At 47.3% G+C, this 15,071-nt stretch carries 22 protein-coding genes; 2 read left to right on the top strand and 20 right to left on the bottom strand.

Annotation, left to right across the window (positions count from 1 at the left end):
* Positions 1–9: 9 nt before the first annotated feature.
* From CC97_RS00835 to CC97_RS00895, 13 genes are all read right to left on the bottom strand, one after another.
* The gene (locus CC97_RS00835; RefSeq protein WP_044973240.1) at positions 10–1,452 is read right to left on the bottom strand and encodes a phage tail sheath family protein; all 1,443 of its coding nucleotides are present in this window, start codon (positions 1,450–1,452) and stop codon (positions 10–12) included.
* Between the two features lie 14 nt (positions 1,453–1,466).
* The gene (locus CC97_RS00840) at positions 1,467–2,084 is read right to left on the bottom strand and encodes a hypothetical protein (protein WP_044973243.1); all 618 of its coding nucleotides are present in this window, start codon (positions 2,082–2,084) and stop codon (positions 1,467–1,469) included.
* Between the two features lie 12 nt (positions 2,085–2,096).
* Positions 2,097–2,429 carry a hypothetical protein gene (locus CC97_RS00845; RefSeq protein ID WP_044973244.1) on the bottom strand — a complete coding sequence of 111 codons (333 nt, stop codon included), beginning with the start codon at positions 2,427–2,429 and terminating at the stop codon, positions 2,097–2,099.
* Complete coding sequence (locus tag CC97_RS18385; protein ID WP_049962592.1) at positions 2,426–2,722, bottom strand: hypothetical protein; 297 nt, start codon at positions 2,720–2,722, stop codon at positions 2,426–2,428. The genes CC97_RS00845 and CC97_RS18385 overlap by 4 nt, the downstream gene beginning before the upstream one ends.
* 12 nt (positions 2,723–2,734) lie before the next feature.
* Complete coding sequence (locus CC97_RS00855) at positions 2,735–3,124, bottom strand: hypothetical protein (RefSeq protein WP_156036727.1); 390 nt, start codon at positions 3,122–3,124, stop codon at positions 2,735–2,737.
* A gap of 11 nt (positions 3,125–3,135) precedes the next feature.
* Positions 3,136–4,215, bottom strand: a complete 1,080-nt coding sequence (locus CC97_RS00860; protein ID WP_044973247.1) for a major capsid protein — start codon at positions 4,213–4,215, stop codon at positions 3,136–3,138.
* A gap of 16 nt (positions 4,216–4,231) precedes the next feature.
* Positions 4,232–4,825: a hypothetical protein gene (locus CC97_RS00865; protein WP_044973249.1), complete on the bottom strand. Its 594-nt coding sequence runs from the start codon at positions 4,823–4,825 to the stop codon at positions 4,232–4,234.
* Complete coding sequence (locus CC97_RS00870) at positions 4,825–6,039, bottom strand: head maturation protease, ClpP-related (protein ID WP_044973251.1); 1,215 nt, start codon at positions 6,037–6,039, stop codon at positions 4,825–4,827. Before CC97_RS00870 ends, CC97_RS00865 begins: the two co-directional genes overlap by 1 nt.
* Complete coding sequence (locus CC97_RS00875) at positions 6,026–7,582, bottom strand: phage portal protein (RefSeq protein WP_081849921.1); 1,557 nt, start codon at positions 7,580–7,582, stop codon at positions 6,026–6,028. Before CC97_RS00875 ends, CC97_RS00870 begins: the two co-directional genes overlap by 14 nt.
* 113 nt (positions 7,583–7,695) lie before the next feature.
* Positions 7,696–7,959 (bottom strand): hypothetical protein, encoded by a 264-nt coding sequence (locus tag CC97_RS00880; protein ID WP_044973253.1) that lies wholly within the window; start codon positions 7,957–7,959, stop codon positions 7,696–7,698.
* 8 nt (positions 7,960–7,967) lie between these two features.
* Positions 7,968–9,905, bottom strand: a complete 1,938-nt coding sequence (locus CC97_RS00885; protein ID WP_044973255.1) for a phage terminase large subunit family protein — start codon at positions 9,903–9,905, stop codon at positions 7,968–7,970.
* Positions 9,892–10,458, bottom strand: a complete 567-nt coding sequence (locus tag CC97_RS00890) for a protoporphyrinogen oxidase (RefSeq protein WP_044973257.1) — start codon at positions 10,456–10,458, stop codon at positions 9,892–9,894. The genes CC97_RS00885 and CC97_RS00890 overlap by 14 nt, the downstream gene beginning before the upstream one ends.
* A 159-nt stretch (positions 10,459–10,617) precedes the next feature.
* The gene (locus tag CC97_RS00895; RefSeq protein WP_044973259.1) at positions 10,618–11,172 is read right to left on the bottom strand and encodes a hypothetical protein; all 555 of its coding nucleotides are present in this window, start codon (positions 11,170–11,172) and stop codon (positions 10,618–10,620) included.
* Between the two features lie 470 nt (positions 11,173–11,642).
* On the opposite strand from CC97_RS00895, the gene CC97_RS21235 reads away from it, so the two are divergent.
* Both CC97_RS21235 and CC97_RS00900 read left to right on the top strand, forming a co-directional pair.
* Positions 11,643–11,771, top strand: a complete 129-nt coding sequence (locus CC97_RS21235; RefSeq protein ID WP_278245303.1) for a hypothetical protein — start codon at positions 11,643–11,645, stop codon at positions 11,769–11,771.
* 4 nt (positions 11,772–11,775) lie between these two features.
* Entirely contained in the window at positions 11,776–11,961 is a 186-nt protein-coding gene (locus CC97_RS00900) for a hypothetical protein (protein ID WP_044973260.1), read from the top strand.
* A 266-nt stretch (positions 11,962–12,227) separates the two neighbouring features.
* On the opposite strand, the gene CC97_RS00905 is transcribed toward CC97_RS00900, so the two are convergent.
* From CC97_RS00905 to CC97_RS00935, 7 genes are all read right to left on the bottom strand, one after another.
* Entirely contained in the window at positions 12,228–12,638 is a 411-nt protein-coding gene (locus tag CC97_RS00905; RefSeq protein WP_044973262.1) for a DUF1492 domain-containing protein, read from the bottom strand.
* Positions 12,628–12,879 carry a hypothetical protein gene (locus CC97_RS00910; RefSeq protein ID WP_044973264.1) on the bottom strand — a complete coding sequence of 84 codons (252 nt, stop codon included), beginning with the start codon at positions 12,877–12,879 and terminating at the stop codon, positions 12,628–12,630. Before CC97_RS00910 ends, CC97_RS00905 begins: the two co-directional genes overlap by 11 nt.
* A gap of 79 nt (positions 12,880–12,958) precedes the next feature.
* Entirely contained in the window at positions 12,959–13,195 is a 237-nt protein-coding gene (locus CC97_RS00915; RefSeq protein ID WP_044973266.1) for a hypothetical protein, read from the bottom strand.
* Positions 13,185–14,120 carry a hypothetical protein gene (locus tag CC97_RS20720; protein ID WP_044973268.1) on the bottom strand — a complete coding sequence of 312 codons (936 nt, stop codon included), beginning with the start codon at positions 14,118–14,120 and terminating at the stop codon, positions 13,185–13,187. Before CC97_RS20720 ends, CC97_RS00915 begins: the two co-directional genes overlap by 11 nt.
* Positions 14,098–14,466, bottom strand: a complete 369-nt coding sequence (locus CC97_RS00925) for a hypothetical protein (RefSeq protein WP_044973270.1) — start codon at positions 14,464–14,466, stop codon at positions 14,098–14,100. The genes CC97_RS20720 and CC97_RS00925 overlap by 23 nt, the downstream gene beginning before the upstream one ends.
* Complete coding sequence (locus tag CC97_RS00930; protein ID WP_044973272.1) at positions 14,463–14,672, bottom strand: hypothetical protein; 210 nt, start codon at positions 14,670–14,672, stop codon at positions 14,463–14,465. Before CC97_RS00930 ends, CC97_RS00925 begins: the two co-directional genes overlap by 4 nt.
* Positions 14,644–15,066, bottom strand: a complete 423-nt coding sequence (locus CC97_RS00935) for a hypothetical protein (protein WP_044973273.1) — start codon at positions 15,064–15,066, stop codon at positions 14,644–14,646. Before CC97_RS00935 ends, CC97_RS00930 begins: the two co-directional genes overlap by 29 nt.
* Positions 15,067–15,071 lie beyond the last annotated feature (5 nt).

Genomic DNA, 15,071 nt, shown 5'->3' on the forward strand with positions numbered 1-15,071 from the left:
CTTACCTCCTTATTCGCCGTAATATGTCTGGAATCCGTCATCTGTATAAGCAGCGCGGACTGTAGCAGACTTGAGAGGCGGTGTATTTGTTGCAGAGATATTCCACGTGAAATCACCGTTGATGATATCAGCATCTGTATTTTCCTCAGGGAGGAATTCTACAACAGGATCTCCGATAAGAGCGCCGATACCTACGAGAGCGTCAAGTTTTGCGTTTTCAGCTGCAAGGATGGTATCCTTGAGGGCTATTGTCATAGGCTCGTCAATATCTGTGCCGTGGTCAAGCTGGAAGCTGTTTGTGATGTATTCGAGCATTCTGATGTTTACATCGAATATAGCACGTGCATCCATTGTACCGCTGTAAGTGTAAGCCGCTGTATGCGGTCCCCACATTACCCAGTTGCCGCCCCAGAAGCAGATAGTAGTGATACCCTTTTCGTTGAGAGTATTTGCTGTTACCTGATCGAAGCCCTGATTTGTTGCTCCCGCTCCAAAGTACTGCTTTGCTGATGTTACAGGTTTGTTCGAGATCGTTTCGAACGGGATGCCGTCGTTCTCGTTGTCCTGTCTGAGCATCATAGCTGTTGCGATTGTGGAGAGGTGGAACACTCTGCCCGAACCGTCTGCAGCCTGCGGCCAGTAAACCTTTGAACGTTCGGAGTTATATCCGTTTGTATCCTTCCATGCGAGTGCAGCTGATATTGTTGTAGTTGACGCTACAGGAATATCAGCGTTTACGAAACCGTCCCAGTGGCCGTTGAGCTTTGTCACAGTTGCTATCATCGCAGAGTATACTGCCGGATGTTCTGACCATCCAGGAGCTGCAAGGACTGTGAGAACTGCGTTGTACTTCTGGTATAAAAGGTCGAATGCCTTGAGACCTGTGTACACACCGTCTGAAGCTGAACCGACGATAACACTGTCCGTTACGTTTGTGAGGTCTACTTCGTAGTAGTTTGCACTTACCGGTGAAGTAACTGTGTCAAGGAACGTTACTGTGAGAGTGTGAGTATCAAAGTTATACTCAAGTGTGTAGTCTGTGTCTTCGACCATATCAGCGATAGCGAATGTGTCGATGATGATGGTGTCGGAAACGATAGTTGCCTTGCCGTTTGCGACTACAAGGCTTGCAGATGTTGCAGATGACTTCTTGTGTGCAGACGGGTCAAGTACATTCACGAAGTATGCAGGCGCAACGTTCTGAACTTCAAAGTTCTGAGCTGCTACTTCACAGAGTGTGAACTTTGCCCAGTCTTCTGACTTGCCGAATACACTGCTGAATTCCGCACCGCTTGAGATCTTGACCGGTGTGTTGATAACACCGGCAGTCGCAAAACCTCTGATGAGGTTGACAGGTGCTGTACCGATATAACCGGCAACGGTGGAGCTTTCTGCTGTAGATGAAACTCTGTTGCCTGTTATCTCGGCATAAGTGCCGTGTTTATAGCTCATTTTTATTCCTCCCGTTATAAGAATTGATTATAGTCCGGTGCTTTTGGTGTAAGTCCTACTTCAAGCTGAAACGAGATCCAGCTGTGCCAGTAAGGATAATAATCGCATATGTCACCATCTTCAGTGAACAGCCCGAACTTAATGCCGCTCTCCTTGATGATCCTGTGACCTGCGATGCATTCCGCCTTTTCAAGCGTGTTCAGAACAAGATCCTGAAACACCATGTTGTCTTTCCATCCGTCAGTCCCCTTTTCAAAGGCTGCTGAGTCAGGATCAACAAAGTACGAATGACCGCCGAGCGCGTCGATGTTGCCTTTTGGTCTGTAGAGTTCATTTCCGTGAACTCCCGGATTCCAGCATGCAAGCACTATCCGCATATCAAGCGTTCTGATCTTGTCTATGAGCATATCCGTCCCGCTCACCATCTGTACGCATACAGACGGCACAGGTGCAGGAATGCCTGGCGGAAGGCGATCCTTGCCCGGAACGTACAGCGGGAAGGATGCCGGATGAACAACTTTTGTTTTGTAGCCGCTGTCATTCCGGAAATCATCCGGAATTTTTAATTCGATCTTACCACAAATATTTTTTGCTATCCAGTCAGCCGTCTGCTGAATTACTTCTGTAAGCATCCTTTCACTCCCTTAGTACATCTTGTTCTGAGCAATCGCCAGTTCTGTGATGCCCATTGCCGCGTTTGAATACCTGATTATCATGACTTTGCCGTCAAAATTTATCAGGTTGCCCGGCTCAAGGCTTTTCGGAAGTTCTGGCGTTCTCGCATAGAGGAGAATGTCAGCTTCCACAAGTTCAAGTATCTGGCTTTTCTCTTTCTGTGACATCTTAAGCTCTGCAAGCTTGTCGTTGTCAATGATCATGAGCACCTGCTTACCTTCGATATCGTGATATTCTCCAAATTCATCAAAATTCAGAAAAACGTTGTCGATGTCAGAGGCTACCTGTTCCTTGAACGTCATTTTTTCTTCTTCTTTCTCTCTTCCGGTTTCTGTCCGGGCTTGTCCACTCGTGTGGATGGCTCGTCTTCTTCCGGTTCTTCTGCAGGTTCTTCTTCCTGCTTTTCTTCGGCTTCGTCGTTTTCACGAGGCTTTGGCGCTTCTTCTGCCGGCTCTCCGACATACTCTGCAACACCCTGCTCAACGAGTTCGGCTTCTCTTGAGGGAGAAAGAGAGAAAGGTTCTGAACCCAGGGTCATGGCTTCAACGTGGTCGCCTTTTTTCAGACCGTAGGTTCCTTTGATGATCTTTATCATTGCTTTCACTCCTTATTCAGGATCAGCAGCTGATACACACGGCGGCTCTTCTTCGTCAGCTTCCGCTCTGAGTTCTTCAAGAAGTTCGATAAGCTGAGTTTTGTTGCGGCAGTTACGTGTGTCACCGCCGAGCTCTTCTATCATCGCCTTGAGCGCAGAGTTCGGAAGAACTGCAAGATCCTCTTCGTCTGATTCGTCAGCTGCTTCGGCAGGTTCTTCTGCCGGAGCAGGTGCAGTATAGCCGACATACTCAACTGTACCCTTTGCAACCAGACGTTCAGCTGTTTTGTCGTCTACACTGAAAACTCCGTCAGAAGCTTCCTTTGTGCCTGTTCTTACTACGCCGTTTTCGTCAGTCCATTCGATACCGACTACACCGGCAATAACTTTCACGTTCTTCATGCCGTCCTCCATCAGAGTACATCGGAAACGATGAACGGGTTGGCGTTGTTCGGCATACAGAGAGGTGCTGTTGACAGCATGATCTCACGGAGGTTTGAGACAGCGTCAGAAGTGAACTTCGGAACATCAATGCCTGCATATGTATGGAACTGACTGTCAGCCTGTTCAAGCTGTGTGATCGCACCGTAGATAGTTCTGCCGGCATTAGGAGCTGTTACACATACCCAGTCAGCAGGGATATATGACTTTGTATTGCCGTCGATATCTTCATACTGCTCGTCGTATGTAAGAATGTCAAGCATTCTGCCCTTTACGTTGAGGCGCATGATCTTTGAAGCGCCGGATGGAAGAACTTCAGGGTTGATACCGCCCATTTCCATTCTTCTGTTGTCCATGAGCTTAATGAGCCACTCGTTGTTGAGAAGCACGTCAGCTACGTTCGGAGCAACGATACATTCTGTTGCAGGGAGTCCCTTGGATGTGAGCATCTTGATCATGTTTGCAAGGTCGTTGATGATCTGCTTGCCGGATGCTTCTGTTGTTGTCCATGGTGTGCCGCCTGTTACAGTGTAGATAGCAGGGTTTGTCACTTCATCGTAGAAGCGTACTTCCTTTTCCTCGTAGTTGCCGAGGTCGTCAACTATCTCCTTCATGATGCACGCATTTGTGAACATTACCTGTGCAGCCATTTCCTCTTTGCGTCTGATGTTCATTTCCTGAAGCTCCTTAAGATCGTTCATGATCATGACACCCTGACGCTGTTCAGGTGTGTAGTTGCTGTAGAGAGCTTCACCGAATCCTCTCTTTGAGAGTTCGTCGATTGATAATGTTCTCTTAGGTGCGATGTGTGAAGGTGTGAATTCCTTCATTGTGTATCCGTCACGGAATACTGCCACGCCGTTCTTACGAGGTGCTACGAACGGAGAGGCTTTCTTTGTGCCCTTCTTGTATTCTACAAGTACATTCTGAGTTGAGAAAACGTCAGAAGCTGTGTTTGTAGGAAAATATCTGTCGAGAAGAAAACTTCTTGCAGGTGTGATCTGCTGAACAGATGCTAAAAGGGTTCTGGTAGCAAAAAAGTCTAATGCCATACTGATCTCTCCTTTCTTACTTGATCGCATCTGAAAGAAGGATGCCTGCAATTCTGAAAGCTTCCTTGTCATCAGCTGTGATAGTATAGCTGTCCTTGACGATAAGAGCGTTTTCGTTGAAGTGGCCTGTTCTGTAGGCAACCGCTCTGCCGTCTGTAGATGTGCCGACTGTTACGTCGTCAGCAAGTACTGCGTTCGCTGTGAATGTACCGATAACAGTCTTGACAGCGATGCTCTTTGTGTTTGCCGGTGCTTCGTCAAAGATAAGATCGCCGTTTGCAGCGATGTAGCTGAAGCCGCTTGTGAGAGCTGTTCCGTCAACCTTTACCTCTGTAACTGCTGCAGGGATAACACCGTCGTCGATAAGGCTGAACTTAACTGTTGAGCCGTCGCCTGTAGCTGTGAATGTTCCTGCTGTTCCGGCTGTACCGAGAATGTACATCTTGCCGTCTTCGCCCTTTGCAAGTGCTGTACCGCGCTTGTAGGTTACTTCTTCAGCACCCCTGGCAATTGTTACAGTGTACACTTCCGGTGAAGGAGCGAGACCTGCAATCAGATTGTCAGGCTGTACTGTTGATGTGTCGATCGTCTGATCAATTCTTGTACTCATTACTTGATTTCTCCTTTCTGACTGTTGAAGAGGTCAACTATGTTCTTGAACTCTGCTTCGTCTTTTTCAGCTTCTGTCTTTTCTGCTCCGCCGTTCGGTGAAGCTCCGACTGATGCTGTACCTGATGCCGCTGCATCTTTCTGCATGTCTGCGAGGAAGTTCTGACCTTCTTTTGCTGACTGCTTAAGAACTCTGAAACTGAGTTCCTGTGCTGTGCATGCGTTTTCGCCATACTTAGCTTCGTTTACCATCTGCTGATCCGGTACAGAAGCGGCAATTGAATCAATCTCTTCGATTCTCTTGCGCTCTGCTGTGACTGCAGCGGCAACGTCAACTGAACTTCTTGCAGAGTTTTCGATCTGTTCAACAAGTTCAGGCTGTTCTGCTCTTAATTCGTCGAGTGTCATTATCTTTCTGCTCCCTTCGTGAGAATTTGAATTTGCATCCGGTTTTGGTTCCGGTTTTGCACTGTCTTTTGCTACCGGAAAATCCGGCATGTTGCGGAAAAATGCTGAATCGTGTCTGATTCCGTTGACCATGAGGAATTTCTTGTTTGCTGACATTGTGATCTCAGTCTCTTCTGCATCTTCGATAACAGAATCTGCAAAGCCGAGTTCGACAGCTTCCTTGCCGGTCATCCATTTTTCCTTTGTCATCATGTTTCTGAGCTTGTCAACTTCAATGCCTGTTTTAGCGTGATAGATCTCGGCTATCGCCTTTTCATTTGCATCCATCATCTGTTCAAACTTTTTGACATCCTGCAGGGTCATTCCGTCCCAGTTCCACACCTTCACACCATGTATCATGATGATCGAACCAGGGAAAACAGAGACGTTCCTGCCGGCCATTGCAATGACCGAGGCGGCACTTGCTGCTATACCCTCTACAATGACACTGACATCCGCTGAAAGCCCTTTGATGGCGTTGTGGATAGCAATTCCGGTGTACAGGTCGCCGCCGCATGAATTGATCTTGACTGTAATCTTTTCCTTGCCGGCGACTGCTTCGAGGTCTTCACGGAATCCCTCCGGTGTGATATAGTCACCCGGAACGGCTTCGCCAGTCCAGTAGTCATACGGTTTCTTTGAGAGAACATCACCATATAGAGTGATTTCGCCTTCTGTTTCAGAAACTGACGCTATATTCCAGAATTTCTGCGCTGTACCGCCGACCGCAGGAGATCCGTTCAGAAGCATATTCCTATTCTTCTGCATTTCCTTCTCCTTTCTCAGCTTTAAGAGCTGATTCAATGATAAGATTTTTCAGGCGGTTCGTTGCTTCCTTCTGGCTCTGATGAGCGTCAGGAGAATTACCGCCGAGTTTCTCGTTTTCACGGGAAAGCCGCTCGATGTTCTTATCCCACTGACCGCCGTTAAGTTTGACAGTGGACTGTTCGTGTGTGCTGAATCCTTCGGAGCATGCCAGTATTTCGGCTGTGATCTCCTTGACAGGGTCAAGCTGTCCCTGTGACGGACCGAGCCACTCTGAACCGAGCCATGCCGCTCTGATTGCAGGATCTGCAAAGAATCCCGGAGCGTTGATGCGTCCTCTTGCGACCGCTTCAGAAAGCCATGTTTCATAGATCGGTCTGCAAAAACTTGCCGCTAACCACTCACGGCGCATTTTGAACGCTTTCCACGCTTCGAGCAGAGCTGCACGTGAAGCTGAATAGGAAGCGTTGAAGGACTTCATAAGAAGATCCGCCGGAATTTCAAGAGCCGCTCCGACCTGTTCAGATATTGACTTGACAAACTTGTCAAAGCCGCCCGCCGGTCTCTGTGGTTCTGCAAAGGTGACATCCTCACCCGGATTCAGTATGTTGATCTGTCCCGGACCCATGTTGTAATCATTGATGTCTCTCGGCTCTGCCGGCGGAGATCCCGTTTCGTTGAACGGCATTTCATCCGTTGATGCCTGCGTCTTTATGAAGGCCGTGAAGAAACTTTCGACGACCGCAGCCATGAGTTCTGATTCAGTGTAACGCCTGAGCTGAAGCAGAGGCTCAATGACCTGTGCAAGGTACGAGACACCCCTGTACTGGTCCGGTCGTTCGGTTTCCATCACGTGAACCACGTTCGGAAGTCCGGTATTCTCCTGCCATGCAAGCACTCTCGACCACGTTTCCGGTTCGGTTTGCAGTTCAAACGGGTGATTGCTTCGTATGTGGTAGGCTACTATTGCACCGTTCCTGTCGATCTCCACACCGTCGAATATACTGTTTCCGTTATCCGGATTCTTTCCCGTTGTCAGAACGATGTTTCCGCCGTTCGTCATCGGTGTGGCTATTCTGTCCGCTTCTATGACGTGTACTCGCAGTGAGTACGGAAAAAACCTGCTTGTATCATAATGCTTAAGGAGACCGACACAGTCGCCGCTCATAAGCCATGAAACAAGTGCAAGCTGCTGCAATCCGTAGAAGTTATTGATACCGGTAGCATCGCATGCTCTGCGGTTCGTCGCCCACAGACAGAACTCCCGCTCAGCCTTCTTCTGCCATCGTTCGGCGCTTTCCTGTGACAGTCCTACAACATCCCTGTCGATACGACACTTAAGCTGTAGGCCCATGCCGACAATGTTCGTGCGGTTCGTTTTGATCGCTGATGTTGCCATCGGTGCGGCCATGTAGAGCATTCTTGCACGCTGACGCATGGTATAGTTATTGAAGTCTATGTCTTCACGGGGAGAGCCCGACATGGCATTGAAGCCTTTGACTGCTTTCTTGTGCCAGCTTGCGCCTGCTTCTCCGTATCCTTTCATTTTCTCACCTCCTAAGCATTAATTATGTCCACTCGTGTGGATGCGCCGCTGAACGGCTGTAACCCGCGCTTGTATAGTCCAGAGTTTCAGAGTTCCATAGTTTCAGATTTCCATCACCAGTCACGGGGTACGACTGCGACCGCTCTTCTCGCACTCTTGCCGTTCAGTTCGTTCTCGAGTTCCTGTAGTTTCTTCTCAAGCTTTTCGATTTCATCCTGAATAGCTTTCAGTGATGTCTGATAACGCTGAAGACTTCTTGAACCTATCGCGTATGCCTGAGTACCCCCCTCAAGCATTTCTCTCTCACGTTCATAGTAGGAAGTGAGCCTGAGTTTTACTCTCGTGATCTCTTCCTCCACTGTCTTTTTATCTCTCATTTCATCACCTACCAGCTTTCAAAATATTGATCAGTAACGTTTTTTCGCCTTACAGGAGTCTGTTTCTGCGGTTTCAGCTCCTGCCTTTTCGGCTGTTCAGGCTTGTCCGGTAATCCTTTCAGCCTTGCTTCAAGAGCAAACATGTCCGGATCTATGATTTTAAGTGCAGCGTTGGCATAGTTCCTGCAATCGAGCGCTTCATTTCGATTGTGACCCGGAAGCTTTACCCACGCCCACTTAGTACCCGTCCTTGACTTCACCTGTTCGAGCCGCTCAGAGAGTAAACCACTGAAGAAATAAGCGTCATAGCCTTTTTCTTCATCTTTCGGGAAATGACAGAACTTTGGCCCTGGTTCCTGCACCTGCAGAGCGGACATAATGCTTTCCTTGCCGGCATCGACACCGAGGCTGTAGAGCCAGCAAGTGATTTTTTTACTATCCTTGATAGGTACGCGTGAAGGCGGTGTTACGAATGGTACACCGTCCCCGCCCTTACCTTTGATCGCAAATACACGCTTGTCCTTGCGTTCACGGCACCGCTCGTATATCTCCTGCGTGTAGTGACCGCCTGAGTCAATGCAAGTCATGGAGATCCTTAAGCCCTTGCCGCTCGCAAAGGTATAAACGTGGTCGATTATATCATCAAACTGCAGCCACACATCATCACTGTCCGGCTTGCCCATGATATAACCCTTTTTGATGCCCCATGATTCACCGTAAAGACCATATCCGACTACTTCGTATTCAAGTCTGTTGTCCTGCGTATCTACGCCGCAGGTAAGACATAAAACACCGTCGGGGAGTTCGACGGCTGAACCGTCCGGCTTTGTACCATAGTCTTCACGCCTGCTCATGAGAGCTTCTTCGTCAGCGTCGTCTATGCGTTCTTCCCACAGTTCACCGAAAAGCGTATTATATACGACTTTCAGCTTTTCAGGGTCGTCCTTTGAGTCAAGAAACTTCGTGACGATCTTCTTCCATGGTGTCCATGGTGAAGCGAAAGCCGACAGCCAGAAGGAACGTATTCCCTTCTTATATGCATCAGGGTTCTCTGCTATCCACTTGTGTGGCTGAGATCTTATTTCCTGTTCAGAAGATAATGCTCCGCAGTGCGGACAGCTGAATTTTATATCGTCGTCAACGTTATAGACGTTCTTGCCTCTGATCTTCTCGGTGGTAAATGTAAACTTGATACGGTCAAAGGTTACGTCGCTGAACTCTCCGCAGTGCGGGCACTTCGGACACCACCGCTCCTGTGTGCCCTCTGCGAAGGATGCTTCTATGTTACTCATACCCTTGATCGTAGGAGTGGAAACTTCTATGCTTTTCCGGTTATAGAATGTTGTCTGACGTGCTTCAGCAAGTTTCCACGGGTCACCTTCCGTTCCAGCGGATGCCGCCCATCTGTCCCGCTCGTCACCTATGACATAACGGGCAGGTGTTGAAGCGAGTGCTGATGCACTGTTTGAACCTGTGATCGTAAGCATACCTCCCGGAAAGCTTTTCTGCAGGATGGTATTTCCGCCATCCCTCGACTTGACATCTGCAACTTTCACACGAAGCCGCTTGTTGTCACGGATCATCGGTGCAATACGCAGACGGGAAAACTTCTGAGCATCTTCAAGTGTCGGCTGAATGTACATGATAGATCCAGGATCCTGATCAATGATATACGAGATAGCATTGAGTTCGAATTCTGACTTTCCTACCTGACTGGCTGCGACCATTACAATTCTTTCAACTTTAGGATCAGTAAAGGCGTCCATTGGTTCTTTGAGGTATGGCGTTCTCGAGGTACGCCACGGTCCGGCTTCTGCGGAGCTCTCAGAGGACAGTCGCCTGTACTTGTCAGCCCATTCTGATAAGGTGAGATTTTCAGGCGGTTTGAAGTTTTTGACGGCTTTTGACAGTGTGCGATTGATCCGCACAAGATCAATCGGTTTCATCTTCGTCGTCTTTCTTACCCTGACGTTCTCTCACCTTCCGCCTGAATTCGTCAGGGTTGTATTTGTAGTTTGACAGATCTTCAAGGATGTTGTTGCACTCTCTTCTGATGATAGCTGAAGCTTCGTTTGCACTGGATGCCTTTGCGACGTCCATTGCAAGCCGTCCAGGTAATGAAAGCACATTGCTTCTCACCGCATAGACAAGAGCGTTCATGACTTCGACTACATCATCAGACCGGTGCATTGTCCCTTCAAGTTCTGCGAGTTCCATTTCTGATATCTTAGCTTTCGCCATTTTCCAGTCAGCTTCTGCACGGAGCTTGTCCTGTTCCGCCTCTCTGATGTCGGCGTGCTTGCTCTCTCTTCCTGCGATCTTCTCACTCAGATACTGGATGTAGACCTGAGCAACTTCGAACAAGTCGTACCTGTACGGTCGTGAAGACTTAGCCGGAATGACACCCTCCTGCGTCAGCTGCTGTACTCTGCGAACCTGAACGCCGAGGAGTTCGGCAATTCTCTCCGATGTCACCAAATTATCTTTTTCGGCTGCCATCTCTTCTCTCGCCTCCGGTTCTGTATGGTATATTCTGTATGTGCTGTTAACGTAACGAAATTATATGAAAATTTTCCCTTGTATCTGGCGAACCGCTGGGCTCGCAAGCACCGCAGGAATTTCTCAGGACGTTCACAGTACCTTTTTGCGTCGTTTCCGCTACTTCAACAGCTGATTTACGTGATTTTCAAATCTTTTTTCTATATTTTCATTCAAAATATCTTCTACCGTTTCCTTTGCCTTACCGCTTATCATCTGAGGAACGGATAGTGTCTTTACGACATCCACAGGATAACGTGACGCGCCACGACGCTGGAACGGTAATCCGCTGTGTATGTACGTCTTCCTGTCCATTGCTTTACGCTGTCCTTTGATGATCGTCGCACTGACTGTATACTTCTTCTTTGCCGGTCGTTCCTTTGGCGACATGCTGAAGTGAGTGAGCGTGAGCGGTCTGCCTCTGTACCTGATCGACACACCGGCAATGCTTCTGCCTCCCGAGTTGTCTTCAACTCTGACCGACGCTGACTTGACACCGGCTGTATCAACACCGTAGTGCTGTCTCACACCTTTGGATACCCAGCCGGGGGCACGTGTGCGGATATCCGAGACGGTTCGTTTAATCGCCGTCTCACTGCCTTCCTGCAGTTTGTCAAGATGTTTCCGGATCTTATCAGCGTCACGCATGCTGATGGTATATGCTGACCTGCTCATCGCTTTCACCTCACAGGGATTTTTAGGGGATATCTAATACATGGTAGGGGAAAAGATTGAAACGGAAGAAAGGAAAGCCGGACGCCGGAATACTCGTCCGGAGAAACCCAGTGGCGCATTCGCCAGTCTTCCGATTGGTTTCTAAGTACATAATAACACAGGTCAGGTGCGACATTCTACGACATGATTTATTTTCTATTTTTTCAAAATATTTTCTGAAAACCTATTGACATATACGTACGTTTATGCTATAATATAAACATAGAGAGGAGGTGAAAACAAGGTTGAAGAGAAAAATAAAAAAGCCTTCCGAAATCGTGGAGGATCTCGAAAGGCTTATAATCAGAATCATCTCACTGATAGGGTGGATCAAGATTCTGATAGACGTTCTTAAAAGCTTAGATGACTAAACTGAAAGAACGGTAAGCTACCGGCGGAACGGTGACAGAGTTCCGCTCGGTATCACTTATATGATAACAGACAAACTTCAACCTGTCAACATGAAAAAGGAAACAATCAAACTTGTACTCAAGGTTCTTGAACTGATCGGACTCGCTGCCGTTCTTGTGTTCATGATAATGAGTATTGCGAAAGGATGAAACCATGGAAGAACAGAAACCGAAAAGTGCCGCTCAGCAGAAATACTTACGCAAGAACTACGTGAGATTCCCGCTTGACCTCAAGCCGGAAATTCTTGAAAAGTTCCGTGAAGTGTGTCAGGCTAACGGCACGACACCTACAACCGTGATCAAGAAAGCTATTGATGATTACATTGCCGCTCATTCATAATAGCTTTTGATCGCAAAAACAAAGAGAGAGACACCCCTAAAGCTGGCACTTTAGTAGGGTGTCTCTCTTTGCGTTTGACCGCAGGTTTATTTTCGATAACTCAATTATATCATCATCTATCAGTTATGTCAAGTTTATTATATAAGCAAAGAGCCTACCAGTTATAGTCGGTAGGTTCTTTACGTGTCGGATCTTCCGCGTGGAGAAGATGATAAGTTTGTTTCACTTGCTGTGTCTGTTGCAGCCAGAACAGCAATTCAATTCTATCACAGTTCACCCACTGTGTCAATGGTTATGCTGTCGAGTGCTTCAATGTGTTTGCGCTGAATGGTTCGGCGATCGTAGTTCAGTTTGTCAGCGATCTCGCAGGTCTTCATGTAGCCTAAGTATTTCATATTCAGAATGCTTTCGGCTTCAGGATTATGTACGGCTTTTATTGCCGCTCTGATCTCTTCACGGATGAGCTGGAGACCGTCAAGGCTTCTTCTCAGTTCCTGCTCCCGCTTTTCAAGTTCTTCCGTGAAGCTTGCAAGTTCCTGAAGGTTCGTGCATTTCTCCTTGTACTTCGTGACAAGTGCTGTATCCTCTATCTGAACCGCTTCAAGGGCTTTTATCTTCTGATCAGCATAGAACGCACGGTTAAGCCATTCCTTCTTTCTTTCCTGTTCAGGTGTCATCCTCTTCTCCTTCCCTATATCTGCTTTCTTCTATTTCCTTCTCCGCCAGTATCCACGGGACTGATTTCAGGCCGTAGATCATACGGATGTACAGGAGCCGCTCGGCGGCAATTGGCTCCATGAGGTGAAGCTTCAGGAGTTCAAGGCTTAACAGGTATCTGCTTTCGAAATCCTGTGCCTCGTATGCTCTTTTCTTTGCTTCTTCTACCCTCTGCTTTTGTTTTTCCAATTCCTTTATCATATTCAAACCCCCTGCAGGGATATTCCCTGCTTCGTTCGAGACAGCCGGGATATTTCCGGCAATCGTTGCACGTCATGCCTTAATCTTCATCCCATTCGTTCGGTGTGCCGTACATACCACAGTCAAGAGCACAGTAATCCTTGTACTTGAAGATACAAGGCTCATAGTTTTCCGGCGGCGGTTCGAGCGGCTTTCCTTCCGGCATATCCCGGCAGCCTTCACAAACCTCATCGCCGTAATCTTTCATCGTATGATGCTCCCTGCAGTATTGCTTCAATGTGAATATCGCTTCACGGGCTTCGTCTTCACTGATCAATTGTTCGTTCCCTCCTCTGACTTTTGAAGAACTTTTCTTTTTCATCTTCCGTCATTTTGCTAAAATCAAGATTGATCAGACAGCCATTTTTCAGACCGAAGTCTGAATGATCCACATAAACCATCTGGTTTATTATGAACGCTTCGCATTTCTGAACCTTTGTTCTCAGCTCCTCGTTCTCCCTGTATGCAAGTTTCAGATTTCTGCTTTCTGATTCATTATCAGCTTTTTCAATTGCGAGCTGACTTTCAAGCTGCTTATTCATGAGCATTGCATCATTGTAATTCTTAAGCATTTCGTCATATGCACATTTCGACTGGCTGAGATCTGCTTTCAGCTGACAGTTCTCGTCCATGAGTTTTTTCATGTCGTAAGTGTTCTCTTCGTCCACTCGTGTGGATTCAAGGGTTGTTTCAGAACGTTCAAGGAGTTCCTGCACTCTGATCTTGAGTTTTCTGTTTTCAGCTTCAAGACGGCACTTTTCATGACTGAGCCGCTCGATTTCATCATCAAGGTTCTTTTTCTGATCTTCAAGATACTGGTTCGTGCTGATGAGCTCAGTCATCTTTTCTTCCTGTTCCTTAAGCACTTTTTCCAGATGTGCTATATAATCCTCCGGTTTATAGTTTTCTTCATCCACTCGAGTGGACGGAGCGGGTTCTGACTGCTCAGGTTCGGTGCTTTCCAGTGCGTCGGCGTCTTCATCTTCCGGTGAACCGTTTTCTTTCCACTTTTCGTATTTCTTCATTCCTGCGTTATAGGTTGCCTTGTTGGCTCTTTTGAGTTCCTCAAACTTATAGCCGCTCTTGAAGAGTTCGCAGATGATATCTGAATCATATACTCCAAGAGATTTGGCTTTTTCCTTGATGTACTTCACTTTATTTGTGGCTTTCGTGTACTCCTCAAAGATTATTTTGTGATCCATTGGTTTCATCCTCCATATCTTTTTCATGTGTTTTATAGCCGCTCAGTGTATAGAAGAACCGGCGGCAGAGCGGACAGCCGTAATCTTTCAGCTGTGGTGTAAGGGTTGACAGTTTCCGCTCCTTTGTCATTGCTGATTCCCAGGTTCTCATACTGAGCAGATTTACTTCAAGTTGTTTTGCTATGCGGACCTTTTCAAGTCGTGCCTGTTCGATATCCATCTTGTCGGCTATGTACTGTGTATGGAGCAGACGCAGGCTCAGGAAGGCGAGCTGTTCCGCTCCGTTCAGTTCCTCCGGCATCGGCTGACCTGTGCCGGCGAGTTTATTGATCTGTTCAAATGTCATTTGCGTATACCGTGGTCTTTGATATTCTCATGTTTGCTTTCATTCTTTTTCATCCTCTCTTTCATCATCTCATTTACTTCCTTTATCTCATCAACTTCAAGGACTGCCCTCGGAAACACACCCTGAAGAGCGCCTTCAAGAACAGCGTCATCCACGAAGCTGTAAAGGTCTGTGTTCTTAAACTTTACTTTGAATATTTTCGGCATTGCTCCACCTCCTGAATGCATCAAGGTTGTTCTTAACCTGAATAGCTTCCGCCATGCACGGCTTGCTTTTATCCGCTCTTCTGGTCTTCCTGTACACATCCTCAAATGAACTGTCTACTGTATACATTTCATCTACGTCAATTCCTGAAGCTTCAAGTTCTTCTCTGATCTTCTCCTTGAATATGCCGTCTTTTTCATGAACGTCATACTCAGCCTTGACTTTATCAAAGAACTCCATGAAGGCTTTCATTCTTTTCGGTCCAAGTCCGAAGAAGTGCTTAGCAGCTATCAGCATAACAGCGTTCCCGTCTATTATACTTTCAAGAGTCAGTTTCCATACTGCTTCATTGACACGTTCGATATCCTTCTTTGATGCTACCGTTCTTGCTTTCATTCTTT

It is taken from the genome of Ruminococcus sp. HUN007, from assembly GCF_000712055.1.
Classification (GTDB): domain Bacteria; phylum Bacillota; class Clostridia; order Oscillospirales; family Ruminococcaceae; genus HUN007.

Bases quoted from the DNA above. Each gene is read 5' to 3' on its own strand.
- CC97_RS00835 (WP_044973240.1), bottom strand. From the start codon at position 1,452: ATGAGCTATAAACACGGCACTTATGCCGAGATAACAGGCAACAGAGTT.
- CC97_RS00930 (WP_044973272.1), bottom strand. From the start codon at position 14,672: ATGCCGAAAATATTCAAAGTAAAGTTTAAGAACACAGACCTTTACAGC.
- CC97_RS20720 (WP_044973268.1), bottom strand. From the start codon at position 14,120: ATGGATCACAAAATAATCTTTGAGGAGTACACGAAAGCCACAAATAAA.
- CC97_RS00925 (WP_044973270.1), bottom strand. From the start codon at position 14,466: ATGACATTTGAACAGATCAATAAACTCGCCGGCACAGGTCAGCCGATG.
- CC97_RS18385 (WP_049962592.1), bottom strand. From the start codon at position 2,722: ATGATAAAGATCATCAAAGGAACCTACGGTCTGAAAAAAGGCGACCAC.
- CC97_RS00895 (WP_044973259.1), bottom strand. From the start codon at position 11,172: ATGAGCAGGTCAGCATATACCATCAGCATGCGTGACGCTGATAAGATC.
- CC97_RS00840 (WP_044973243.1), bottom strand. From the start codon at position 2,084: ATGCTTACAGAAGTAATTCAGCAGACGGCTGACTGGATAGCAAAAAAT.
- CC97_RS00855 (WP_156036727.1), bottom strand. From the start codon at position 3,124: ATGAAGAACGTGAAAGTTATTGCCGGTGTAGTCGGTATCGAATGGACT.
- CC97_RS00845 (WP_044973244.1), bottom strand. From the start codon at position 2,429: ATGACGTTCAAGGAACAGGTAGCCTCTGACATCGACAACGTTTTTCTG.
- CC97_RS21235 (WP_278245303.1), top strand. From the start codon at position 11,643: ATGATAACAGACAAACTTCAACCTGTCAACATGAAAAAGGAAACAATC.
- CC97_RS00860 (WP_044973247.1), bottom strand. From the start codon at position 4,215: ATGGCATTAGACTTTTTTGCTACCAGAACCCTTTTAGCATCTGTTCAG.
- CC97_RS00905 (WP_044973262.1), bottom strand. From the start codon at position 12,638: ATGACACCTGAACAGGAAAGAAAGAAGGAATGGCTTAACCGTGCGTTC.
- CC97_RS00870 (WP_044973251.1), bottom strand. From the start codon at position 6,039: ATGCAGAAGAATAGGAATATGCTTCTGAACGGATCTCCTGCGGTCGGC.
- CC97_RS00885 (WP_044973255.1), bottom strand. From the start codon at position 9,905: ATGAAACCGATTGATCTTGTGCGGATCAATCGCACACTGTCAAAAGCC.
- CC97_RS00880 (WP_044973253.1), bottom strand. From the start codon at position 7,959: ATGAGAGATAAAAAGACAGTGGAGGAAGAGATCACGAGAGTAAAACTC.
- CC97_RS00865 (WP_044973249.1), bottom strand. From the start codon at position 4,825: ATGAGTACAAGAATTGATCAGACGATCGACACATCAACAGTACAGCCT.
- CC97_RS00910 (WP_044973264.1), bottom strand. From the start codon at position 12,879: ATGATAAAGGAATTGGAAAAACAAAAGCAGAGGGTAGAAGAAGCAAAG.
- CC97_RS00890 (WP_044973257.1), bottom strand. From the start codon at position 10,458: ATGGCAGCCGAAAAAGATAATTTGGTGACATCGGAGAGAATTGCCGAA.
- CC97_RS00900 (WP_044973260.1), top strand. From the start codon at position 11,776: ATGGAAGAACAGAAACCGAAAAGTGCCGCTCAGCAGAAATACTTACGC.
- CC97_RS00935 (WP_044973273.1), bottom strand. From the start codon at position 15,066: ATGAAAGCAAGAACGGTAGCATCAAAGAAGGATATCGAACGTGTCAAT.
- CC97_RS00875 (WP_081849921.1), bottom strand. From the start codon at position 7,582: ATGAAAGGATACGGAGAAGCAGGCGCAAGCTGGCACAAGAAAGCAGTC.